This window comes from Achromobacter arsenitoxydans SY8 (assembly GCF_000236785.1).
Taxonomy (GTDB): Bacteria; Pseudomonadota; Gammaproteobacteria; order Burkholderiales; family Burkholderiaceae_B; genus Achromobacter; species Achromobacter arsenitoxydans.
Genome location: NZ_AGUF01000001.1, coordinates 108,887 through 131,337, shown reverse-complemented (window position 1 = coordinate 131,337; position 22,451 = coordinate 108,887). Strand labels below are relative to the sequence as shown.

General features: G+C 60.4%; 27 protein-coding genes. 17 read left to right on the top strand and 10 right to left on the bottom strand.

Annotation, left to right across the window (positions count from 1 at the left end):
* Window positions 1-47: 47 nt before the first annotated feature.
* On the top strand, window positions 48-923 hold the full coding sequence (locus KYC_RS00630; protein WP_008157692.1) for a LysR family transcriptional regulator: 876 nt from the start codon (window positions 48-50) through the stop codon (window positions 921-923).
* Between the two features lie 24 nt (window positions 924-947).
* On the opposite strand, the gene KYC_RS00625 is transcribed toward KYC_RS00630, so the two are convergent.
* Together KYC_RS00625 and KYC_RS00620 are read right to left on the bottom strand one after the other, a co-directional pair.
* A complete protein-coding gene (locus tag KYC_RS00625; RefSeq protein WP_008157690.1) occupies window positions 948-1,229 on the bottom strand; it encodes a BrnA antitoxin family protein in 282 nt (93 codons plus the stop codon).
* Between the two features lie 297 nt (window positions 1,230-1,526).
* Window positions 1,527-2,591 carry a hypothetical protein gene (locus KYC_RS00620; RefSeq protein ID WP_008157687.1) on the bottom strand — a complete coding sequence of 355 codons (1,065 nt, stop codon included), beginning with the start codon at window positions 2,589-2,591 and terminating at the stop codon, window positions 1,527-1,529.
* 214 nt (window positions 2,592-2,805) lie between these two features.
* Between KYC_RS00620 and KYC_RS00615 the strand changes: the two genes are divergently transcribed.
* Entirely contained in the window at window positions 2,806-3,180 is a 375-nt protein-coding gene (locus tag KYC_RS00615; protein WP_008157685.1) for a glutaredoxin family protein, read from the top strand.
* 15 nt (window positions 3,181-3,195) lie between these two features.
* Window positions 3,196-3,618 carry a hypothetical protein gene (locus KYC_RS00610; RefSeq protein ID WP_008157684.1) on the top strand — a complete coding sequence of 141 codons (423 nt, stop codon included), beginning with the start codon at window positions 3,196-3,198 and terminating at the stop codon, window positions 3,616-3,618.
* A 186-nt stretch (window positions 3,619-3,804) separates the two neighbouring features.
* Here KYC_RS00610 and KYC_RS00605 read toward each other — a convergent pair whose 3' ends face one another.
* Window positions 3,805-4,137, bottom strand: a complete 333-nt coding sequence (locus tag KYC_RS00605; RefSeq protein WP_008157682.1) for a hypothetical protein — start codon at window positions 4,135-4,137, stop codon at window positions 3,805-3,807.
* 416 nt (window positions 4,138-4,553) lie between these two features.
* A complete protein-coding gene (locus KYC_RS00600; protein ID WP_043517155.1) occupies window positions 4,554-5,879 on the bottom strand; it encodes a hypothetical protein in 1,326 nt (441 codons plus the stop codon).
* Window positions 5,880-6,431: 552 nt separating this feature from the next.
* On the opposite strand from KYC_RS00600, the gene KYC_RS00595 reads away from it, so the two are divergent.
* The 4 genes from KYC_RS00595 (at window position 6,432) to KYC_RS28350 (ending at window position 10,669) form a co-directional block, all read left to right on the top strand.
* Window positions 6,432-7,688 (top strand): hypothetical protein, encoded by a 1,257-nt coding sequence (locus tag KYC_RS00595; RefSeq protein ID WP_008157679.1) that lies wholly within the window; start codon window positions 6,432-6,434, stop codon window positions 7,686-7,688.
* The gene (locus KYC_RS00590) at window positions 7,678-8,202 is read left to right on the top strand and encodes a hypothetical protein (RefSeq protein WP_043517154.1); all 525 of its coding nucleotides are present in this window, start codon (window positions 7,678-7,680) and stop codon (window positions 8,200-8,202) included. Before KYC_RS00595 ends, KYC_RS00590 begins: the two co-directional genes overlap by 11 nt.
* Window positions 8,190-10,139: an ATP-binding protein gene (locus KYC_RS00585; protein ID WP_008157677.1), complete on the top strand. Its 1,950-nt coding sequence runs from the start codon at window positions 8,190-8,192 to the stop codon at window positions 10,137-10,139. Before KYC_RS00590 ends, KYC_RS00585 begins: the two co-directional genes overlap by 13 nt.
* 239 nt (window positions 10,140-10,378) lie before the next feature.
* Window positions 10,379-10,669 (top strand): hypothetical protein, encoded by a 291-nt coding sequence (locus KYC_RS28350; RefSeq protein WP_008157675.1) that lies wholly within the window; start codon window positions 10,379-10,381, stop codon window positions 10,667-10,669.
* 159 nt (window positions 10,670-10,828) lie between these two features.
* Here KYC_RS28350 and KYC_RS00575 read toward each other — a convergent pair whose 3' ends face one another.
* From KYC_RS00575 to KYC_RS00555, 5 genes are all read right to left on the bottom strand, one after another.
* Window positions 10,829-11,143, bottom strand: a complete 315-nt coding sequence (locus tag KYC_RS00575; protein ID WP_008157672.1) for a helix-turn-helix domain-containing protein — start codon at window positions 11,141-11,143, stop codon at window positions 10,829-10,831.
* Window positions 11,140-11,388: a type II toxin-antitoxin system RelE/ParE family toxin gene (locus KYC_RS00570; RefSeq protein ID WP_008157670.1), complete on the bottom strand. Its 249-nt coding sequence runs from the start codon at window positions 11,386-11,388 to the stop codon at window positions 11,140-11,142. The genes KYC_RS00575 and KYC_RS00570 overlap by 4 nt, the downstream gene beginning before the upstream one ends.
* A 364-nt stretch (window positions 11,389-11,752) precedes the next feature.
* Window positions 11,753-12,373 (bottom strand): class I SAM-dependent DNA methyltransferase, encoded by a 621-nt coding sequence (locus tag KYC_RS00565; RefSeq protein ID WP_008157669.1) that lies wholly within the window; start codon window positions 12,371-12,373, stop codon window positions 11,753-11,755.
* Window positions 12,374-12,424: 51 nt separating this feature from the next.
* On the bottom strand, window positions 12,425-12,751 hold the full coding sequence (locus KYC_RS00560; RefSeq protein WP_008157667.1) for a hypothetical protein: 327 nt from the start codon (window positions 12,749-12,751) through the stop codon (window positions 12,425-12,427).
* Between the two features lie 121 nt (window positions 12,752-12,872).
* Window positions 12,873-14,066: an acetylornithine transaminase gene (locus tag KYC_RS00555; RefSeq protein ID WP_008157666.1), complete on the bottom strand. Its 1,194-nt coding sequence runs from the start codon at window positions 14,064-14,066 to the stop codon at window positions 12,873-12,875.
* 229 nt (window positions 14,067-14,295) lie between these two features.
* Here KYC_RS00555 and KYC_RS00550 point away from each other — a divergent pair, with 229 nt between their 5' ends.
* The 10 genes from KYC_RS00550 to KYC_RS00505 all read left to right on the top strand — a co-directional run bounded on the left by KYC_RS00550 (window position 14,296) and on the right by KYC_RS00505 (window position 21,154).
* A complete protein-coding gene (locus tag KYC_RS00550) occupies window positions 14,296-15,261 on the top strand; it encodes a Bug family tripartite tricarboxylate transporter substrate binding protein (RefSeq protein WP_008157664.1) in 966 nt (321 codons plus the stop codon).
* Window positions 15,262-15,456: 195 nt separating this feature from the next.
* Complete coding sequence (locus tag KYC_RS00545; protein WP_008157661.1) at window positions 15,457-16,230, top strand: SDR family oxidoreductase; 774 nt, start codon at window positions 15,457-15,459, stop codon at window positions 16,228-16,230.
* A gap of 42 nt (window positions 16,231-16,272) precedes the next feature.
* Entirely contained in the window at window positions 16,273-16,536 is a 264-nt protein-coding gene (locus KYC_RS00540; protein ID WP_043517152.1) for a hypothetical protein, read from the top strand.
* A gap of 116 nt (window positions 16,537-16,652) precedes the next feature.
* Window positions 16,653-17,561: a LysR family transcriptional regulator gene (locus KYC_RS00535; RefSeq protein WP_008157657.1), complete on the top strand. Its 909-nt coding sequence runs from the start codon at window positions 16,653-16,655 to the stop codon at window positions 17,559-17,561.
* Window positions 17,562-17,766: 205 nt separating this feature from the next.
* Window positions 17,767-18,549: a transporter substrate-binding domain-containing protein gene (locus KYC_RS00530; protein WP_008157656.1), complete on the top strand. Its 783-nt coding sequence runs from the start codon at window positions 17,767-17,769 to the stop codon at window positions 18,547-18,549.
* A 16-nt stretch (window positions 18,550-18,565) separates the two neighbouring features.
* Window positions 18,566-19,234: an amino acid ABC transporter permease gene (locus tag KYC_RS00525; protein ID WP_008157654.1), complete on the top strand. Its 669-nt coding sequence runs from the start codon at window positions 18,566-18,568 to the stop codon at window positions 19,232-19,234.
* Window positions 19,231-19,887, top strand: a complete 657-nt coding sequence (locus KYC_RS00520; RefSeq protein ID WP_008157652.1) for an amino acid ABC transporter permease — start codon at window positions 19,231-19,233, stop codon at window positions 19,885-19,887. The genes KYC_RS00525 and KYC_RS00520 overlap by 4 nt, the downstream gene beginning before the upstream one ends.
* Window positions 19,868-20,605: an amino acid ABC transporter ATP-binding protein gene (locus KYC_RS00515; protein ID WP_008157649.1), complete on the top strand. Its 738-nt coding sequence runs from the start codon at window positions 19,868-19,870 to the stop codon at window positions 20,603-20,605. Before KYC_RS00520 ends, KYC_RS00515 begins: the two co-directional genes overlap by 20 nt.
* A 178-nt stretch (window positions 20,606-20,783) precedes the next feature.
* A complete protein-coding gene (locus KYC_RS00510; protein ID WP_008157648.1) occupies window positions 20,784-20,966 on the top strand; it encodes a CsbD family protein in 183 nt (60 codons plus the stop codon).
* A 59-nt stretch (window positions 20,967-21,025) separates the two neighbouring features.
* The gene (locus tag KYC_RS00505; protein ID WP_008157646.1) at window positions 21,026-21,154 is read left to right on the top strand and encodes an entericidin A/B family lipoprotein; all 129 of its coding nucleotides are present in this window, start codon (window positions 21,026-21,028) and stop codon (window positions 21,152-21,154) included.
* An 85-nt stretch (window positions 21,155-21,239) separates the two neighbouring features.
* Here the strand turns inward: KYC_RS00505 and KYC_RS00500 are convergent, their stop codons facing one another.
* The gene (locus KYC_RS00500; protein WP_008157644.1) at window positions 21,240-22,379 is read right to left on the bottom strand and encodes a DSD1 family PLP-dependent enzyme; all 1,140 of its coding nucleotides are present in this window, start codon (window positions 22,377-22,379) and stop codon (window positions 21,240-21,242) included.
* Between the last annotated feature and the right edge of the window lie 72 nt (window positions 22,380-22,451).

Sequence of the window (22,451 nt, the reverse complement as noted above, 5' to 3'; positions counted from 1 at the left end):
CGAAAAGCGCATAATTCTTCTATCTTCCATTCGAAAATCGAAACATCATGAGCTTTTCGACGCGCGATCTCCAGATGGACTGGTTGCGATCATTCGTTGCCGTGATCGACGCGGGATCCCTGTCGCGCGCGGCGGGCGAAGTGCACCGGTCCCAATCGGCCGTCAGCATGCAGCTCAAGAAACTCGAAGCCGCGCTGGGCCACCGGCTGGTCGAACGCGACACCCGCACGCTGGAACTCACCACCGAAGGGCAAAAACTGCTGGGCTACGCCCGCCGCATCCTGGACCTGCAGGCCGAGGCCCACATCGCGCTGAGCGGCGAGGAACTGCGCGGCGTGGTGCGCCTGGGCGTACCCGACGACTACGCCGCGAAATACCTGACGCCGGTGCTCAAGCGCTTCGCGCCGCGCCACAGCGGCGTGGAGATCGTCCTGAGCTGCGAACAGTCGACCTCGCTCATCCCGCGCGTGGCGTCAGGCGACCTGGACCTGGCCCTGGTGTCGCGCGACCACGCCCGCCGCGGCACCTTGCTGTTCCATGAGCCCATGGTGTGGATCGGATCAGAAGAGTTTGCGCTATGGCGCCGCGATCCCTTGCCCATCGCCATGTACGAGGAATCCAGCCTGGCGCGCCGCAGCGCCCTCAACGCGCTGGCGCTGCAAGGGCGCAAACACAGGCTGGTCTACAACAGCTCAAGCCTCGCCGGACAGATCGCCGCAGTCGAAAGCGGCCTGGCGGTCGCCGTCCTGACGCAATGCAGCGTCCCGCCACACTTGCAGATACTGGGCAGCCAGCATGGGCTGGGCCCGCTGGAACCCATGCAGGTAGCCGTCTATCGAAGCAAGGGGTCGCGGGGATCGAAAGCGGTGGACAGCCTGTATAGCCTGTTGGTCAACACGCTAAGGCTGGCCGACAGCGCATGAAGTGGGCCGTCGTTTGCTCCCTTCTCACGTCAAGCGATGCGTCTTCAACCAGTCCCTCAGCGCATTGTTGATGCGCGTCTGCCAACCCTGTCCTGTGGCCTTGAAAGCAGACAGGATCTCCTCATCAAGACGAATGGTTGTTGCGGACTTCCGGGTTGCGGCAGTGCTGCCCAGGGGCCGGCCACGGCGACGCACAATCTCCTCAGGCTTGTGCACACGGGCGTATTGGCCTTTTGCAGCCTGCTTCGCGCTACGCAGCAAAGCTGCCTCAAATTCGGCCATCTCGGGATCAGGTTTCTTGGCCATCAAAGCACTCCTTGAGTTTGGCTAGGAACGAGGCGGGCACGTTGTCGAACTTGGCTTTGGCGTACACCATCAGGAGCACTACCTCCCCGCGGGCCAATATTGTGATGACGTTGATCCGGCCGTCCCCTTTGCGGAGGCGAAGATCAGACGAAGAGAAGCGCGGCGAGTCTCTTCGCCGAAATGACTACTTCGGATTTGATGCGTGAATCTGCGGCAGAACGCGCGCAGTCTCAGGTGCAGAAGCTGCAGCAAGAACCACCGGCCCCAATCACCCGGCAGCTTCCTTGCGTTAGGCCCTTACTTCTTCATATCAAACCGATTCGGCGCCCCAGCCGCCGGTTCGAAGTAGTACTTGGGTTCCACATAAACCAGATCCCGCAGCGCGGCGTCCAGCTTGGGCAATTGGAAACTGCCGGCAGTAGCCGCCTTCCGAAAATCCTCAAGGCTGGCAGGCAGGCGCTCCAGGGTCATCGAATCCACCGTACACACCCATTCCCGGGCCAACACCCCGCACGAATCCTTGGCGATGGCGGGCTGGTCATCCGGCAACTTGAACCCGTCCATCAGCACCACGTCGCCCGCCTTCAGCGTAATCGTGGCCAAGGGCGTAAAGAGCAGTTCCGTGTCAACGCCGGCAACCGGCAACATCTCTGCCTCTCGATTGTGGAATGCGCGCCTGGCCCCCTCCACCCAGCGATACTCGCGGGCAGCCTCGTTGCAGCCTTCCCCGAAACGCAACGTAACCTCGCAGCCTGAACCCAGCCCATCCTCGCTGGGTGAAAGCGGCGTCCACGGCCCTTCCTTCTTGAAGTCGATATCCGCCGTCTCGGTCAGCGTCGCCATGCCGAGATCCTTCTGATAATCCATCGACTTCGCGCGCGCCGTCGAATCCGGCAGCTCCGTCCGCGGCTGGTGGTAGGTAATCCGATTAAGCCGGTACTCTCCAGGCCACACCGGAAGCACCTGATACGCCAACGCGCCGCGCGTCGTCTGGAACAGCGGACCCGTATCGGAGAAGTCAAACTTGTGCTTGCCTTGCCCGACCGTCATCGCGTATCCCTTCTCGGTCTTATGCTGCCAATGCAACAGCGTGCTGCTCTGCCGGGTGAATTGGTCCCGCGTGGCCGCGTCGTCGAAATTGCGCGGCGGCCCGGCATCGAAATTGACGGTCGGGATCACCACCAGCGCCATGTCCTTGCGGGCTTCATCAAACAGCTTGTCGGTGTTCGCAAGATGCCGCTCTCGCATGGCTGCCGCTTCCGCGTCCAGCTTTCCATCGTTTGTCGACTGTGCCCAGGCAGCAACCGGGGCGGACAGGGCAGACACGCATACAAGGGCAAGCACGCGGCGAGACAGCGTCATCGGTCTTCGTTCCTTTATGAGTTCAGATGTTGGGCAAAGCGGCGCCTGCCATCCCGCTGAGCGTGCGTGGGGCGAGGGCGCCTGGGCATGATATCGCAGCGATCGTTCATGGACTGCGCCAATCCCCATCCGCGTCCTGACCGCGCCCCGCGGGCGCAAGCGCCGCCGCACAGAGTAGACTGGCAGCCTCTTTCAACATTCCGAGTCCACATTCATGCTCGTCAAAGCCCTGCGTGTCGGCCTGGGTCAAATCATTGTCCTGGGCGACGCACTAACCCGTCCGCGTCCGCAGAAGCGCTCGCCGCAAGGCCAGGCCGCCGTCAACGCCGACGCGGCTTCGCTCTCGCTGTATCAGTTTCAGGCCTGCCCATTTTGCGTGAAGACACGCCGCGCCATGCATCGGCTCAACGTGCCTATCGCGTTGAAGGACGCCAAGGGCGACCCCGAGGCGCGCGCCGCGTTGCAGACGGGTGGCGGCAAAGTGAAAGTGCCGTGTTTGCGCATCGAAGAAGCGGGCGGCACGCGCTGGATGTATGAATCCAACGACATCATTGCGTACCTTGAAAAGCGTTTTGCCAACGTCGCCTGACAGGGCCGCTTGCTCATGACGCCCACCGTAATCCGCACAACCCTCACGCTGTGCGCAGCCAGCGTGCTCGCGGGCTGCGAACCCTCACTGCCGCCGCCACCGCCCGGATCCAAGCTCACCGCCGAAACCATCGCCACCCGCGACGCGCCGCCCGAACATCAATTCAAAGGCGTGCTAGCGGGCAAACCCATTCACCTGCTCGCCCACAATTGCAAGGTGTATCGGGTTGACGATGCCGGTGGCGGGAACGTCAGCTGGTCATTGGTGCTGGAAGGCGATCTCTACCCGCTGCCCACCTCATGCTTGAGCCAATCGCTTACGGCAGAGAAGGGTGGCGTGACGGCATTCATCGGGCGGCAGGCGTTGGGCGCGGGCGGGTGCTGCGTGGGAACGCCCAGGCACCGTACCTCCGACGGCGTGAACTGGAAGCCGAACTGAGGCCATCGCATCTGGATTGCGCGGGCCAACATGATGCCCGCGCGTGGCCGATTTCTTGCATCGGCGCGATTACACCGGATGCTCCCACGTCATCGCTTCCAGCACGCCATCCCGCCGTATCCAACCGTGAAACAACACTGCAGCCAGCCGGTAGCACATCGCGGCGGGGCCGAGCCCTTTTTGCGCTTATTGAATCGACGCGGGCGCGTCGTGCGTGGGATCGGCGCAATCGGCATCTTGCGCGCAGGCTCGTGCCGTTTCCAGCATGGCCTCGGTCATGACGCCCATGTGCTCACACAGGCCTTCCACGCCGCCCATCAACGCGGCCACCGTCCATGCGTCCAGCGGCTGCGTGCCGGTGGCGTCAGGTTCGGAGGCGCTGTTGCCGACAAGGCGTGCGATCGACGCGATCGCATAGCGAGCGCGGTCGATGTTGTAGAGGTGGGAGAGGGGAACCAGGCCGTGTTCGGGGTTGGTGTCGACGGCCCAGGGGTTATCGGTGAGGGGATGGGATTGCATGGACTTCCTCCGACGATGTGGAAATCCCGCTGCCCCACTTCCAAATGAGGCGGGCGGGCACAGGACAAGGTTGGAAGACCGGATCGTCGGAACCGGCGTGCGACTAGCGCACCCCTGCCAAAGCCCGCCCATTGGACGTGCGAAGGCGTGCTGACTGGGAGGTCAACACCGACGAATTTACCGGCTTCCACACCGGGCTACCGTTGGTGGCGGTAGTCGGGGGAGTATACGGTGTGGAGCGATCCTAGGTGAAAAGGGAGGGATAAATTGGCGACTGAGAATTGGGGCGGTCGTCAGCCTACTTTTGCTTCCGGTCTAACGCGGTCAGCAGTCTTCTTGAGAAAAGCCTCGAAATCTGACGATTGAGTAGAGCAGTGCCGCGAGGCTGCGTCGGCTTGACTGAATTTGTAGCCTACTCAAGCCATGAGATGGTCGTACCATGCTTTGACACCACTCGGCACGCTAGCAGCATCAATGAGCTGAAGAGCTTGCTTGAACCGCTGCCGACATGATGCAAGGCTGGCGACCCGGCGCCCAAGAACAGTGTGACTCGACGCCGCCAACCTAATCATCGTGGCAATCTCCCTAGGAGAGAACGATTGGATAAGCTTCTCGTATGTTGCTGCGGCAGCCCACGAAACGCCATAGCCATTACCAACGTAGGCGCAGCAAATGGTTTGGACGAAGTGCTCCTGTACTGTCTCCGGAACCGCCCCCTGTTGTGAGATTTCGTAAAGCCGCTCTGCGAAGGCAGGCTCGTTATAGAAGTTGTTCATACCGTTGTGAGCGTTCCACAGGCGTTCCGTGGCGCGATAGAAAACAGCATGTTGCTCCGACTCGTTGAGGAGCGAAAGTAGTCCAAGTTTCTCGAAAAACTGAAGTGACGCAGTGTGGCGTTGCTCGTCGCCTTTCGCTGCATATTCACTGTGCTTAATTACCAGATCCGAACGCGTTGCTGCGTTGAATGCGGTCTTCAGGCTCTCGCAGATGTCAAGAGAGTTGAGCCGTGATGGCTCGGAAGCATTTGGATCGCAGTAAATGCCGTGAACCATGCCCACAAGAAGTTGCCTCTGGGCGTCATGTGTGTCATTAAGACGCTGGACCCAGACGTCGAACTGGTTAGATGTGAATCTTGCGCCTTTAAGAGCCGAGATAAATGCACCAATATCCACCCCACGCGGTGAAGATGTGTCAGCAAGCGCATAACGCACACATCTATTTAGGAAGGTGACAAACTCTCTGTCGTTTACCGAACCAATCGTCGGATGAGCAGCAGAATAGTTGTTTCTGATGTCTCGGCACTGATCGAGAAAAAAGAACCCGTCTTCGGTAATTAGATTTAGCTTAAGGCAGAGATCCAATAGCCGGCTGTCTTGCAGCTCAAGCAAGTGCTTCTCTTCAAAATCAGCTTGCAGGATCTGCGCAACTATTGGCAAGCCAAAGTTCTTGACTTTGTTCCTAAGCTGAATAATTGCAGCGTTCCAAGCGTAGTTGATCGCGCCGTCAAACAATCCCGTACTAACCGCAACGCACATCCGAGCAATTAGCGCATCGCGAAGGTCTGCGGGGATCTCGCGAAGCTCTCGCGGCAAATCCCTCCATGCGTACGCAATCTCTTCGTCACTCGCCAGCACAGTTCTAGGGATACCCAGCGAAGCAGTAAGTGCCGCGATTGCGGGTAAAACTGTGGCAGGTAGTGCCGGCAGCACCGGCTCATTTGGGCTTGGAATTATCGCCGACATGCATGAGTCTCCAAAGAGAAGGCAATCTAAAGATAGACGACAAGCCGCTGGGGGGTGATCGCCTAGATACATTGAACTAGTCGAACCTCTTGGCCCAACCCGTCCACAGTCCTTTAGACAAACTTCAAAATCTACAGATGAAAGGGCTATTGGATCTTGGCTGACAGCGACCAATTGATCTGATGCGCTGTGGGATTGTAAGCAAAACATCTCGCTTCTGTCTGCTCTAGTACTTTCAGCGCGCCGCTTACTGCGATGCCAAGGGCGCGTCGTTCTTTCTAACTAGGTTGGACACTGACGCGACGATAGAGACTGATCGAGCGGAACGGTCACACGCGTGTGTGGCAAGAAATTTCGGTAGCGCGCTGCCACGATGACCTCCGGACGACACCAGCTTCGCGGCGACCAAACTGCGCGGACAGGCAAGGCGGACGCGGTGAACTGCCAAAAGTCTTCATTGCCGGTGTCTAGAGCGCGTGACTTTTGTTGAGAACCCACAGGTGCTACATTTCCGGTAACAACTCGAAATGAACGTGTGGCTAAGGAGCGGAGATGACAGTGAGCAGTGGCGTAGATGCCCCTAGTGTCATTTGTCGGGAGGCGGGCGACAAGACGAAGGGGTTTAGGTTCCAGAAACTCAGGGCTGCCATACGATTTCTTCAGCGCATAGATGCCAACAAAGATGGGTTGGTACATTGCGCGATGGAATTGCTAGAGGACTCCGTTCTAATAGATGGCAGCAGCGGTGCAAAGATTAGCGGTGAAGAAAACAAGTATTACGGCTCAAGCCTAAGTTTTAATTCATCGGCAATCAAAAACACGATCGTGGCCTTCCTTGACCTTTATTTCTCTTTTGGTAGAACAAGCGATCTAAAGCTCGGGGTGTATGCGTCCGCCACGATCGCGCAAGAGCGTATCTCAGTAGAAATTCGCAAAGTGCTCAACATAACTTGCAGACAATCCTTCTACGAGATTCTCAAGCACCTCGTCGAAGGAAAGTGCTTGTCCTCAGAGGAACTCGCAATTGCGCGATCCCTGACCACTGAAGAATATGTTGCTCAATACAAGAACAAAAAGAGCACTGGCTTTCTTGCATTGTTAGAAGGGATGACGAACGAGGAATTTCGAAAATTCCTTGAAGGCATAGATTGGTCCATCTCGGAAGAGTCAAACGAAGATTTGGAGCAATCAGCTCTTGATGCTATTAGAACGTCCCGTTACTTCACCCACCGACATGCCAATCTTGAAAGTTTTTTACTGTCCAGCCTGTTAAATGAGTTGGAAAAGAGGTCCGGAAAGCCTGTACCTTCTGATCGCATCCTGAATACCGACACACTCAGAAATATATTTAGCGAGATTCTTCTCGGGTCCGGTGCTGACTTTCGCGTGGAAGATCCGGCGGTAGCGGAGTGGGACGAGCTTGCGGCGAACGATTTCAGAAATCTGCAAGAGAAGATCTTGTCCGTCTGCCCCACCTTCAGCCTATCGAAGTTGAAAGTGTTAGCCCGGATCTGCGGTCTCGCACGCACTGTTGAACAAGAAGGCCAACGAGAAATGAAGGGCCTACTACGGCGAATACTCGATGTGTGTGAAGCAGAATTGTTGGGGATGCCGGCCACCCAGGTTATGACCGAACGTCAGGTCCTCGATGCAATTGACCACTTGACAAGCGTGGCCGAGCAGCATGTCACGAGCCTGCGAACGACATATAGATACAAGCAAAGGGACAACCATTCGATCAAGGGAGCGGTACTCACGCTATTCGACGATTGTTTCTTAGCGCTTGATGAGGTGCCCGATGGAAATTAGAAACAAACGCCCCCTATATTTCATCTCAGGGGAAGATTTTTATTTCATTGCGTATTCCGTCCTTTTGACACTGGATTTGCTCGGGGGCTCGCTCAAGCGAATAAAGGACCATCGCAAAATCGTGTACCTTATCCAGCTTCTGAATGATCGCCGGTTAATTGATATTTTGGACCGAACGCAAAATATGCGTCCAGCGAATCCCGTGGATCGAGAATTACTATTTTCAAGTTTCACTAACGCGGAACTGCATAAGAGAGAGGTCTTCAAAATAATTTTTTCATTGAAGCGAAGAGGTTTTGTGTCTGTCGAGCGCACTGACACGGCGGAAGTGTTGGATGTCACCCTCGAAGTTGCGTCTTTGCCGCAGGGCTTCTTGAAGTCCGAAAATTTTATCGAAGAACGCGCTAATGCGGCCGACCTAAAACGAATAGTCCCGCGCATATCAGCACTTAATTTCGACACCCTCGTGGAGCGTCTATATATGGATAGAGGAGTTCACGTATGGGCAGCCTAGCCATAAGGAAGGTTGTCTACACCGGCGATCAATACTATTTCGAGTCTCCCACTTTCGAAAATGGTCTTTCTATCATTGAAGGCCCGAACGGGACTGGCAAATCGACGTTTTTTAATTTGATCTACTATGGCTTGGGCGGAAGGGTTGATGAATTTAATCCTAGCTCGCCCGAGACGCATAAAGAAATAATCGGAGACTCAAATAACATGGTGCGCCTCGTCATCGAGATTGATGGCGAGTTGTTCACGCTAAACAGACGTTTTCGTGACAACAGCATTACGGTGGTGAAGGCATCTACAGCGGTAGATGACGTTGCCACAACATTTGAGTCGGTTACGCTTCCCATCCAACGACGGGAAGACGTCAAGACATTCTCTGATTGGCTGCTTGATCGCTTGAATATCCCTGTTGTCGATATTTTTCAAGCTGGCAAGCAGTTCAAGTTAAATTTCTCAGATTTGGCGAGATTGATTTATCACAACCAAAGCCCAGATCCGAACGGCATTTACAAGCCTGCCGAGGTAGGCAATTATATTTCTGACTCGCTCGAGATTCGAAGGGCAATTTTTCAGATATTGGTCGGGAAAACCTTACTCGACTTATATAATGCGATCGGCCGCCAAAAAATAGCCGAGCGGGACGCAGCTACGGCTAGATCCGTTCACCAAGAGTATCAAAACATCGTCGAACAGCTATTGAAGGCGAGCGGTATTACAGATATCGCCAACACCAAAGCTCTGGCCGAACGAATACGAGAATTAGAAGCGCAAATCGAGGCGCTTCTGGCTACTCGGAAAGGCTTCGCACGTGGCGAACTGGGCACCGCTGAAGCCCAGCAAACGCTCGCGGCCGACTTAACAAATATCCGAGCGCTGGAGGTTCGGAAGCATGAATTGGATGAAGAGAGGGAAAAATTAGTTCGGGAAGCGAGTCGGTTGATTGACGTTGAACGTTCCCTTCAAGCCGATATTGAGCGCATAAACAAAGTCATTTACGCACATGGGCAATTGAACTTATTCTCGAGTGACACCTGCCCATATTGCCTGAATGACGTCGCGCGGACGCCAGGGCACTGCGTATGCGGCAACACGGTCGAAGAGTTGGATTTTCAAAGATTCTTCTATAGCCCCGCAGAATATCTAGATATCCTCAAGACGAAATCCAAGAGCCTTGAGACGTTACGACTTGCCATCGCAGGCGTCAGGGAAGATTCGGCTCGTTGGAATTTGGAGCGCGCAGAGGTACAAGATCGGCTTCAACTTCACCGTATTCGCGTTCAAGAGGCGAACGCGTCGCCAGCGAGCGTCGAACACGCGATAGAGGAGTTAGACGCGAAGCTCCTAGATGCCCGCGATCGCCTCGCCAAGGCTACAGAGGCTTATCGTTTAGAAGCGAAGCTCGCCGAGCTTTTGAAACGGTACAACAATAAGAAGACGGCATTCGACTTGGCCAAAGCAGAGGTTGCCCGACTCGACGGTGAGTCCGCCACCGAGCTTCATAATCAAATTGAAGCGTTCGACCGCGTCTACAATGATTCAATGACCTCCGTTGTGGCCGAGTGTAGGCATGCGTGCATCGACTCACAAACATATCTTCCTTTAATCAACAGCGGCGAATACAGAGAACACAGCGCGAAAGTTCCAAAGCGGTTCTTGTATTATTTGGCGCTGCTGCAATTGAGCCTATTGTCCGAAATACCATTTCCGCGCTTGCTGTTGGTCGATACTCCAGAGACGGCCGGAATCGACTTTGAGCGTCTTATTAAAATGCTCAGACAGATAGAGTTGCTTGAAAATCCGAACTCGCGGAACTTTCAAATACTGTTCTCTACCGGCGTGAAAAAGTATCCACCAGAATTTGAAGATAATGTGGTTATGAAATTAACAGAATCGGCTCGTTTGCTCACTAAGCGGGAAGAGGTCGCTAATGACCATTGAGGAGATTTTGATCACGATTATTGAAAAGACCGAAGCTCGACCAGAGGGAGGCGTAGATGTCCAACTCCATCATATCTAACATTAGGCCCCAATTAAGCCCAACACTTACTTCATTGCAAAGCGATGCAATTAGGGCTGGAGCTTTTTTCTGCCGCCCAGAACAGGTCAACAGCGTTCCTTTCGTTCATAGATTCCCTCGGGGTTCGTGCGAGGTAGTTTCGGCTTTTCTAGCAATTGCCATGCAAAAAAAGTACAGCCGTTCTACCGTTGCGGTGGTCATGGCATACAAGAGAGCGAGCAACGAATGGCACTTCTGGGTGGACATTGATGGCTTCATCGTTGATGCTACTGCTCACCAGTTCGCAGAGTACGAGCATCCGTTAGTCTGTGTAGGACCTAGTCCGCTGGAAGCACGTTTTCCCGATGTCGAGCGCCTGCAGCCAGAAGCCGCGTTGCTTCGAATGGCCGCCATCGACCTAGGGGTTAAACAATCTATCAACGCGTCACTGGATCGGGAGCTTGCGGACTAAGTCTTTTATTGGGCGAACAACTTCTTGCAGCACATGTCGCAAGTTAGGTGCTTGCTTCTTAATACCGTCCGCGGCAACTCCGGGGCGAATGCTGGCGCTAGACAACACGGCCTTGACACCTTTAGAACGACTTTTACGACCGTGGCGGTTCTCCGCGCGCTAAACCTCCGCGAGACGCTTCACCGTATCCGGAAACTTCTCGACTAGGCGAATCAGAAGCGCCGCCTGCGCGTTCGGCTTTGCCCGGCCTTGTTCCCAATTCTCGACGGTCCGAGGATTGGTACGAAGATAGTGCGCAAACACTTGCCTCGACAACTTCAACCGTTCACGCAACGCCAACAAATCTTCTGCAGTCACTTCCGGAGCAGGCTTGAGTTCAATCTTATGCGTGCGCAGGGTCCGCTTGCCTTCCCGCGCCTCCGCTAGCGCCTCAAACCCTTCCGCGATCTCCGAGTACAAGTCTCGCTTCTTCATAGCCTAATCGTCCTTTCGTGTTCGAGCATCCCCTTGAGCGCCTGTTTAGCTCTGGCGGACAGATCCTTCATCTCGTCCTTGTCGAACAGAGTGAACAGCCAAAACTGCGATCCGCCGTCCCACCAGTAGTAGATGACTCTCAGACCGCCGCGCTTACCTTTGCCGCGGCGGGGATCACCGTGGCGCAGCTTGCGCAGTCCCCCTGTGCCCTCAATGACGTCACCCGCTGCGGGGTGCTTCATCATCGCGTGTTGCAGGTCAAGAAAGGCGTCGTCATCCAGATACTCGGCCCGATAGCGCGAGAACGCGAGAACGCGCGCAATTCTATGAACAGGGCTTTCATCAATGTACGTAAGTTACGTATAAATAGCAACTGCGTTGAGGTTGGCCACCATGCCCGGACCTGCTGAGTGCTCGCGATGGACTTCCTGCGAAACACGCCCTGGCTCAGGGCAGCGGCAATGAGCCGCTCATTGTGGCGAGCCCCCTTTCATTGATGGGTTCTGTAGGCCCAATATCAGACGACGTAACTGCGCTGCCCGCTCAATTCGTCCGTTTATGCGCGACCCTGCTTGATCCCGATTCAGACCTCGCTACATTGCGGGCAAGTCACGCCTTATTCCCAGCCTGCTTCGCCAACCACACCGTCGCCCCCCCACACCCGGCATCCTCCACCACATGCCGCACCACCTCAAACCCCTTCACCCTCAACAACTCCCGATACTCCTCCCCCTCCAAACTCCCGTGATACAGCGCCCTCCCTTCAAACTCCCCAATCGCCTCACCCAACCCCGGCCCGCTCGTAAACATCAACACCGCCCCCGGCTCAGCCAGCCGCCCAAACTCCCCAAACATCCCCCGCTGATCCACAGGCGACAAATGAAAGAAGCTATGCCAAGCGATCAACCCATCAAACGGCCCCGCGACCACCATCCTCCGCATATCCGCAGCAATCCACTGATGCTCAGGAAACGCCGCCTTCGCCCGATTCAGTAACGGCACCGACGTATCCACCCCCGTGATCTGGCACCCACACTCAATCAGATACTGAGCAATCGGCACCCCAAACCCGCACCCAATATCCAGCACCCGCGGACTCGCCCCCGGCAGCAACGCCAGAAACGCATCCAACCACGCGCGCTCGATCAGCCCCGTCCCACGCAGCCGCACAAACGCGTCGGCGTGCTCCCGATAGATCGACACCACGTCATCAGCAGGCGACTTGGACATCTTCAAACTCCCGTAACCGCGACCGAAAAGCCCAGACCCGTGGCGCGCGTATCAACCGCAAACGCCCGAGTCCCCATGGAAACACTCCCAAGCCTCCGACTCAATATCCTCAATCACCACCCCATCCTCACCCGCGATGGTGAACTGCTCTTGGCTATCTCCAATACTCGCCGCCCCATCCAACCCCAGCAGCAGCGAATACATCGTGTCCCGCAGCGCCAGATCCAGCACCCCACGCACACCCTCAAGCTGCGCCGCCGACAACCCCAGCCCCCGTACCTTGGCCGCGACCGCGCTTCCGCCATCCGCCGTCATGAATGTCTCCAACAGCTCACCCCGCAGCGCGTTCCAGTTGCCGACAAATTCCTTCGCGTCCATTCGATTCCCTTAACGTGTCCCAAGCCACGGCCGCAATAACGATCCGAACCGCGAACCGCCCGACCAAAAAAAACAAGGGCCGCATATCGCGGCCCCTGCATTCACTACCTTCTAAACCCCATCAAGCCTTACGCACCTGCGCAATCAGCCCATCCAGCTGCTTGAGCATCGTGTCCACTTCCTCAGCCGTCACGTTCAGCGCGGGCATGAAGCGCAGCAGATTGGGACGCGGCGCGTTCAGCAGCAGGCCTTGGGGAGCCAGGTTGCGGGCGGCTTCGACGATGGCGGGGCCGTCATCGCGGTCCATGATCAGCGCGCGCAGCAGACCCATGCCGCGTTCGCCCTTCATGCCGTACTTGGCCGACAGGGCCAGCAGGCCTTCGGACAGTTGCTTGGCGCGAGCGTTGACTGCGTCCATGAAGCCCGGCGCGACCAGCGCATCGAAGACCGCGACGCCGACGGCGGTGGTCAGGGGGTTGCCGTTGTAGGTGCCGCCCTGGTCGCCGTGTTGGAACACGCAGACTTCCTGGCGGGCCAAGAGGGCCGCCAGCGGCACGCCGCCGCCGATGCCCTTGGCCAGGGTCATGATGTCGGGGATGACGTCGGAATGCTGGTAGGCGAACATCTTGCCGGTGCGGCCCATGCCGGTCTGGACTTCGTCGACGATCAGCAGCAGCTGGTTTTCATCGGCCAGCTTGCGCAGGCCTTGCATGAATTCCTTGGTGGCGGGCAGCACGCCGCCTTCGCCCTGGACGGGTTCGAGCATGATGGCGACGGTCTTGTCGTCGATCAGCTTGCGCACGGATTCCAGGTCGTTCAGTTCGGCCTTGGGGAAGCCTTCGACCTGCGGGGCGAACATCTTGTCCCAGCCCGGCTTGCCCGATGCGGACATGGTGGCCAGGGTGCGGCCGTGGAAGCCGTGGTTCATGGTGATGATTTTGTAGGCGCCGTTCTTTTTGACCTGGCCCCATTTGCGGGCGAGCTTGATGGCGCCTTCGTTGGCTTCGCCGCCGCTGTTGGCGAAGAAGACGCGGTCGAAGTCGGACGCGCCGGTCAGGCGCTGGGCCAGCTCGATGGAGGGGATGTTGTAGAACGCCGGCGACGGGTTCATCAGCTTTTGCGACTGTTCGACCAGCGCGCGCTGCATTTCGGGCGCGGAGTGGCCCAGGGTGTTGACTGCCCAGCCCTGCACGAAGTCCAGGTATCGCTTGCCCGCGTGATCCTCCAGCCAGGATCCCTTGCCGCTGACGAACACGAGGTCCGGGCGGGAGGTGATCTCCATGAGGGTGTCGACGTTGAACTGGCTGAATTCCATGGCGGTTCCTGCGGGATGTAAGGACAGGGTGGTGAAGGAAACTTCGGGGAGCTTCCCCGGGGGAAGCGCGAAAAGGCAAATGTAGCACCGACGGGGGGATGCTATCGTGACGCTACCCCCCCGATCTGCCCCGGGCCGGCCTCACAAGGGCTGCCAGCGCGGGCGCTCTATTTTATGCAGGCTGCGCGCCCCCCGGCGCGGCATCGCCATCGCTTTTTACTGACCAATCATGAAACGTATTCTTTCCAGTCTTGCCGCCGGCCTGGCGCTGGCTGCGGCCGGCGCCCCGGCCCACGCCGAGTTTCCCGACCGTCCCATCCGCCTGATCGTGCCGTTCCCGCCCGGGCAGGCCACAGATATCTTCGCCCGCGCGCTGGCTGAAAAGCTGGGCACGGCGGTCAAGCAACCCATCGTGGTGGAGAACCGCGCTGGCGCCGGCAGCAATATCGGCATGGAGCAGGCTACGCGCGCCGCGCCCGACGGCTATACGCTGGTCATCGCCGGCAGCGCCGCGGCGGTGAACCAGACGCTGTACAAGAACATCAATTACAGCCTGACCAAGGATTTTGCGCCGGTGTCGGGCGTGTTCTCGGTGCCGCTGATGTTCCTGGCCACGCCGGCCTCGGGCATTACGTCGCTGCAGCAGCTGGTGACGCAGGCGCGCGCCAATCCGGGCGAACTGGCCTACGCCAGCGCCGGCATCGGCGGCACGCAGCACTTGTCGGCCGAGATGTTCAAGGCGGCGGCCAATATCGACATCCGCCACATCCCGTACAAGGGCAGCGGCCCCGCCCAGGCGGATTTCCTGGGCCACCAGGTGCCGCTGATGGTGGATTCGGTGACGGCGGGCCTGCCGCACGTGCAGAGCAAGAAGGCGGTGGCGCTGGCGGTGACGACGGCCAAGCGGCTGCCGCAACTGCCCAATGTGCCGACGGTGGCGGAATCGGGCTACCCCGGCTTCGAGGCCATCGGCTGGGCAGCGGTGCTGGCACCCAAGGACACGCCCGCCGAGATTACCGGCGCACTGAGCAAGCAGATCGGGCAGGTGTTGAATACGCCGGAGATGCAGAAGTTCTTCCGCGACCGCGGGGCGGAACCGATGCCGCTCACGCCTGAAGCCACCGGCACGTTCATTGCCGGCGAAGTCGACAAGTGGGGCAAGGCCGTCAAGCAATCCGGCGCGCAGGTGGACTGAGCACCACCCGCTGCTGCCCCGGCAAGCCGTCCCTGAAAAGGGGCGGCTTTTTTGTTGGCGGTTGCTGGATGCTGGCCGCCGCGTCGGCTGCGATTGGGTGGATTTTCTGGATTATTCATCCAGGCTGCAGTGGTTTATCGCGCGGGTGCGCTTGCCTAAGCTCGTATCTCCATCGACACATGCGGGAGATTTTCCATGGCGGACCATTCGATCAAGGGCAAGGTCGCGATCATCGCGGGCGGGGCCAAAAACCTGGGCGGGCTGATTGCGCGCGACCTGGCGGAGCAGGGCGCCCGCGCGGTCGCCATTCACTACAACAGCGCCGCGTCCAAGGCCGATGCGGACGCGACGGTGGCGGCGATCGAGGCCGCGGGCGCCAAGGCGGTCGCGCTGCAGGGGGATCTGACGACGGCCTCGGCGATGGAGAAGCTGTTTGCCGACGCCGTGGCGGCGCTGGGCCGGCCGGATATCGCGATCAATACGGTGGGCAAGGTGCTGAAGAAGCCCTTCACCGAGATCAGCGAAGACGAGTACGACGAGATGACGGCGGTAAATTCCAAGACGGCGTTCTTCTTCCTGCGCGAAGCGGGCCGGCACGTGAACGACAACGGCAAGGTGTGCACGCTGGTGACCTCGCTGCTGGGCGCTTTCACGCCGTTCTATGCCGCCTATGCCGGCACCAAGGCGCCGGTGGAGCATTACACGCGGGCGGCGGCCAAGGAATTCGGGGCGCGCGGGATTTCGGTGACGGCGGTGGGGCCCGGTCCGATGGATACGCCTTTCTTCTATCCGGCTGAAGGCGCGGATGCGGTGGCGTATCACAAGACGGCGGCGGCGCTGTCGCCGTTCAGCAAGACCGGGCTGACCGATATCGAGGACGTCGTGCCCTTTATCCGCCATCTGGTCAGCGACGGCTGGTGGATCACGGGGCAGACCATTCTTATCAACGGCGGCTACACGACCAAGTAAGCGCCGGCCCGCCCGGGGCGGCGTCAGACCAAGGGGACGGACATGCATGTGGCAATGGTGATCGCGGGCGGCGTGGTGCTGTTGGGCGTATTCCTGCTATTCGGCAAGCTATGGGGCACGGACGCGGCCGCCCTGGCGCTCGCGGCCAAGGCGTTCATTCCCGTCTGGCTGGTGGTGTCTGGGATCAATATGTGGGTGGGCGTCAGCCACGCCGGATACAGCGTGCGCGAGGAACTGCCGATCCTGGTCATCGTGTTCCTGGTTCCGGCGGCGCTTGCCTGCCTGGCGATCTGGCGCGCCTCCTGACGCGGGCGGGTCGAAACCCATCGGCCCATTTGATTGCGGCTATGCTTTTGGTGCCTTGCGCGCGCCCGGGCAATGTGACGGCGCGCGTTTCCATTTTCCATTTCGACAGGCCGCACATGGACCGATTCGACCAGTACCGCGTGTTCGCACAGGTGGCGGAAATGGGCAGCTTCATCAAGGCGGCCAATGCCCTGGATGCGCCGCGCGCGTCGGTGTCCGCCGCCATTCAGCAGCTTGAGTCCCAACTTGGCGTGCGGCTGCTGCACCGGACGACGCGGCAGGTGCGGCTGACGGCCGACGGGGAGCAACTGCTGGAACGCGTGCGCCCCCTGCTGGCCGAGGTGGAAGACATTGACCAGTTGTTCCAGGCCAGCGAGCGCCAGGTGTCCGGCCGGCTCAGCATCGACGTGCCCAGCCGCGTGGCGCGCCGGCTGGTCGCGCCGCAGTTGCCCGGCCTGCTGCGCCGCCATCCGCGCCTGCAGGTGATGCTGAGTTCCACCGACCGCGCCATCGACCTGGTGCAGGAGGGCGTGGACTGCGCGGTGCGCATCGGCGCGCTGCACGACAGCAGCCTGGTGGTGCGGCCGCTGGGCAGCATTTCCTTGATCAACTGCGCCAGCCCGGCCTATCTGCGCGAACACGGAGAGCCGTTGCAGCCCGGGGACCTGGCCGGCGGGCACTGGGCCGTGGGCTATGCGTCCCCCAGGACGGGGCGGGAGCTGCCCTGGGAGTTCCTGGCCGATGATGGCGGCGCGCAGCAGCTCCAGCTGCGCAGCAGGGTGGTCGTGAACAATGCCGAAAGCTATATCGCCTGCTGCCTGGCAGGACTGGGCCTGATCCAGATTCCCCGCTTCGACGTACAGCACCTGCTGGACGCTGGCGAACTGGTGGAAGTGATGCCCGCCGCGCGCGCCGCGTCCATGCCGGTGTCGCTGCTTTACCCACACCGCCGCCAGCGTTCGCGGCGGCTGGCAGTCTTCCAGGAGTGGTTTGAGGGCTTGATGGCTTCCTGCGTAGACGCCTGAACAGGGCGGCCGGGTCCAATCCGGTGCCGGTCGCGCCCGATTGCGGCGCATGCGCCGCACCAAGAAAGGGCGCAGCCTGGACGGTCCGGCGATGCCGCCCGGGCGCTTGCACATGGCATGGAACTTGCGTTGCCTCTCTTTGTATACCGACTTGGTGTGCAACGCATTGACCCGGCCGGGCAGTGCGGGCCCTGGAGAGTTCCTTATGAAACGCAGAACCCTGTTGCTGTCCCTTTGCGCCGCCGCCAGCATCCTGGCCGCGCCGCTTTCGCATGCCGACGCGCTGGACGATATCGTCAAGGCGGGCACCATCAAGATCGCCGTGCCGCAGGACTTTCCGCCGTTCGGGTCCGTGGGCGCCGATATGAAGCCGCTGGGCTACGACATCGACACCGCCCAGCTCATCGCCAAGCAGCTGGGCGTGAAGCTGGAACTGGTGCCCGTCACCAGCGCCAACCGCGTGCCCTACCTGCAGACCAAGAAGGTGGACCTGGTGATCTCCAGTCTGGGCAAGAACGCCGAGCGCGAGAAGGCCATTGATTTCTCTGACGCCTATGCGCCGTTCTTCAACGGCGTGTTCGGTCCGGCCGACCTGAAGGTGGCGACCGCCGCCGACCTGGCCGGCAAGACCATCGGCGTGACGCGCGGCGCGGTGGAAGACATCGAGCTGTCCAAGATCGCGCCCGAATCCGCCACGCTCAAGCGCTACGAGGACAACAACGGCACCATCACCGCCTTCCTGTCGGGCCAGGTGCCGCTGATCGCCACGGGCAACGTGGTCGCCGCCGCCATCCTGGCGCGCAATCCGGCCAAGAAACCCGAGACGAAGTTCCTGATCAAGAATTCGCCCTGCTACATCGGCATGAACAAGGACGAGCCCAAGCTGCGCGCCCGCGTCAACGACATCCTGGCCGCGGCCAAGCGCGACGGCTCGCTGTCGGCGATCTCGCAGAAATGGCTGGGCGCGGAATTGCCCAAGGACCTGTAAGCCCGGGCCGGCCGTCATGGCTTACCAGTACGATTTCGCCTCGGTGTTCGAGTACACGCCGGTGCTGCTCAAGGGCATCGGCGTCACCATCGAACTGATCGCGTTCGGCGCCGTGGCGGGCGTGGCGCTGGGCATCGCCTGCGCCTGGGCGCGCACGCAGGGCCCGGCCTGGCTGCGCGCGCCGGTCACGGCCTATGTAGAGCTGATCCGCAACACCCCCTTCCTGATCCAGCTCTTCTTCGTGTTCTTCGGCCTGCCGTCGCTGGGCATCCAGCTTGGCGAAATGCAGGCCGCCTGCCTGGCGATGGCGTTGAACCTGGGCGCCTACAGCGCCGAGATCATCCGCGCAGGTATCGACGCCACGCCCAAGGGCCAGTACGAGGCCGGCGCCAGCCTGGCCATGTCGCGCCTGCAGGTCTTCCGGCACGTGGTGCTGAAGCCGGCGCTCATGCGCATCTGGCCCGCGCTGTCGTCGCAGATCGTCATCGTGATGCTGGGGTCGGCGGTGTGCTCGCAGATCGCGGCGGAAGACCTGACCTTCGCCGCCAACTTCATCCAGTCGCGCAACTTCCGCGCGTTCGAAGTCTATTTCGTGACCACCGGCATCTATCTGGCGCTGGCCGTGCTGCTGCGCCAGCTCTTGCGCATGGCCGGCAGGCGCCTGTTCCGCAAGGCGGCAAGATGATTGAATTCTCGACCTGGGACATCGTGCGCAATCTGCTGCTGGCGGCGCGCTGGACCATCGTGCTCTCGCTTGCGGCCTTCGCGGGCGGCGCGCTGATGGGCCTGCTGACCCTGATGATGCGCACGTCGCGCGTGGCGGCGCTGCGCCGCGCAAGCTGGGCCTATATCGAACTGTTCCAGGGAACGCCGCTGCTCATGCAACTGTTCCTGGCGTTCTTCGGCCTGTCGCTGATCGGCGTGGAGGTGCCGCCGTGGTTGGCGGCGGGCGCGGCGCTGACGTTGTGGTCGGGCGCGTTCCTGGCGGAGATCTGGCGCGGCTGCGTGGAAGCCGTGCCGAAGGGACAATGGGAAGCGTCGGCCAGCCTGGCGCTGGGATACGTGCAGCAGATGCGCTACGTCGTGCTGCCGCAGGCGCTGCGCATCGCGGTCGCGCCCACCGTGGGCTTTGCGGTGCAGATCGTCAAGAGCACTGCGCTGACCTCGATCATCGGCTTCACGGAATTGTCGAAGGCGGCCACGGTGATCACCAACGCCACCTTCAGTCCCTTCACCGTCTATGCCTGCGCCGCGCTGATCTACTTCGCGCTGTGCTGGCCCCTGTCGCGCCTCAGCCTCAGGCTGGAAAGGAAGTTGCATGCCCCTCATCGCCCTTGAAGACGTACGCAAGAAATTCGGCGACAACGAAGTCCTCAAAGGGGTGACCTTACGCGTCGATCCCGGCGAGGTAATTGCCATCATCGGCAAGAGCGGCTCGGGCAAGAGCACGCTATTGCGGTGCATCAACGGCCTGGAGCAGATCGACGGCGGCGCGATCATGGTGGCCGATGCGCAGCTGGGCGACGACGAGCTGCGGCTGCGCGCGCTGCGGCTGAAGGTCGGAATGATCTTTCAGCAGTTCAATCTGTTCCCGCACCTGACCGTGGGACGCAACGTGATGCTGTCGCCGATGGTGGCCAAGCGCATGCCCGAACGCGAGGCGGCCGACATGGCGCGCGTGATGCTGACCCGGGTGGGGCTGGCCCACAAGTTCGACGCCTGGCCGGAAGAACTGTCCGGCGGCCAGCAGCAGCGCGTGGCGATCGCGCGCGCCCTGGCGATGCAGCCGCTGGCGCTGCTGTGCGACGAAATTACCTCGGCACTGGATCCGGAACTGGTCAACGAAGTGCTGGCCGTGGTGCGCGAACTGGCGGCCGACGGCATGACCCTGCTGATGGTCACGCACGAAATGCGCTTCGCGCGCGAAGTCTGCGACCGCGTGGTGTTCATGCACCAGGGCAGGGTGCATGAGATCGGGCCGCCGGAAGAGCTTTTCACAACGCCCGCCACGCCCGAACTTCGGCAATTCCTGGGGATGACCAACCTGGCGGCCTGAGCCGCCCCCAATCCGGGCCTTAAGGCCATCGGTAAAAAAGCACCATGCGGTCCGGTGCGTGCGCTTCTTTCGCGCGCAGGCTGCGGTTCCTATAGTGGTTTCGTCCGTAGCCGGGACATTGGGCCGATGGATCCTCCCGGCGCGGTTTCACCCAACCGGAAGCGCAAGGAGCGATGACATGGACAAGGACCGAATCAAGGGCGCCGCCAAGGAAGTCAAGGGCGCGATCAAGGAAACCGCCGGCAAAGTGACCGGCAACCCCAGGACGGAGGCCGAAGGCAAGGCGGAAAAGACAGTGGGCAAAGTGCAGCGCAATGTGGGCGAAGCCAAGGATCAGGCACGCGACTTGCTGGACAAGTAGGCGCGGCTGCCGTCAGGCAGGACCCCGCTATGTCCAATGAACGCCCGAAGGAGAAAAAAATGACCCATCGAATTTGGCTTGCGCTGATGCTGGCGATTGCCGCCGTGACCGCCGGTTGCAACACGATGGAAGGTGCCGGCAAAGACATCGAACGTGGTGGGGAAAAGATCCAGAACCAGGCCAAGTAGGCGCTGTACACCTGGATTCGAGGCTGGCGGGGCTGCGCCCCGCTGGCCTTTTTCGTCCTGAACGTGCCCGGGCCGGCGGCGCGGATCAGCGCGAAAAACCGCGCGCCGCGATTTCCCAGATATCTTCTACGACGCCGTCGCGCACCACCACCAGCCCGTCATGCAGGTTGAAGGTGGGGTCCACGTGCGAAGGCACCAGCCGCAGCACCGATCCCAGCGCGGGCGCCTGCGCCCCCGGCTCCACGCGCACAACGCCGTGCTCGTCGTTGATGGCGATGTAGGTCAGCCCCTGCGCGTCGTAGATGGCGGGCGGGCCGCATTCCGCCGTGGTGGACTTCAGCCCGGCGTCCAGGATCACGCGGTCGGACGCGGGCGCGCTCATGACCGTGGCCAGGACAAACAGGCTGTTCTGGAACGATAGCGGGCCATCCCATTCGTTCGCGCCGTAGTCGCCGTCCATGAACGCGTACGAGCCTGCCTGCAATTCGGTGTAGACGCCGCTGGCCGCGTCGAATTCGGCGCTGCCCGTGCCGCCGCCCGTGATCGTGTCGCACGCGATGCCGCTTTCGCGCAGCAGCTGCGCATGGGACGCGGCGATGCGCGCCGCCTGGCGGCACACCTGGGCGCGCTCTTCGCGCGTGCGGTAGTGCTGGACGGAACCGTGATAGGCCTGCAGGCCCGCGAAGTTCACGCCCGGCAGGTCGCGCGCCTGCTGCGCCAGCGCCAGCACCAGGGCGTCGTCCGACACGCCGCAACGGCCCTGGCCCACGTCCACCTCGACCAGAATGTCGATCTGTGCGCCGGCCTGGGTCATGGCCTGCGACACCTGCGCCAGGTTCTGCGCGTTGTCCACGCACACGCTCATCTTGGCGACGCGCGCCAGCTGCCCCAGCAGCGCCAGCTTGGCCGGGCCGACGACTTCGTTGCTGATGTGGATGTCGCGGATGCCGGCCGCCACGAAGGGCAGGGCTTCGCTGACCTTCTGGCAGCAGATGCCGCGCGCGCCCAGGGCGAGCTGGCGCAGCGCGATTTCCGGGCACTTGTGCGCCTTGGCGTGCGGGCGCAGGGCTACATCATGGCGGTCGGCCCAGGCCTGCATCGCGCGCAGGTTGGCCTCGAACGGCGCCAGGTCCAGCGCCAGGCTGGGCGTATCGACGCGGGACAAGGGATCGCCCGGCTGTGCGGGCGGGGGCAGCGCTATGCCGCGTATGACTTCCTGGGACATCCTGTGACTCCGTTGTCTGACCGCGTGGGAAGCAGGCGCACGCATAACCAAAACGGGACCACCCATAACCAA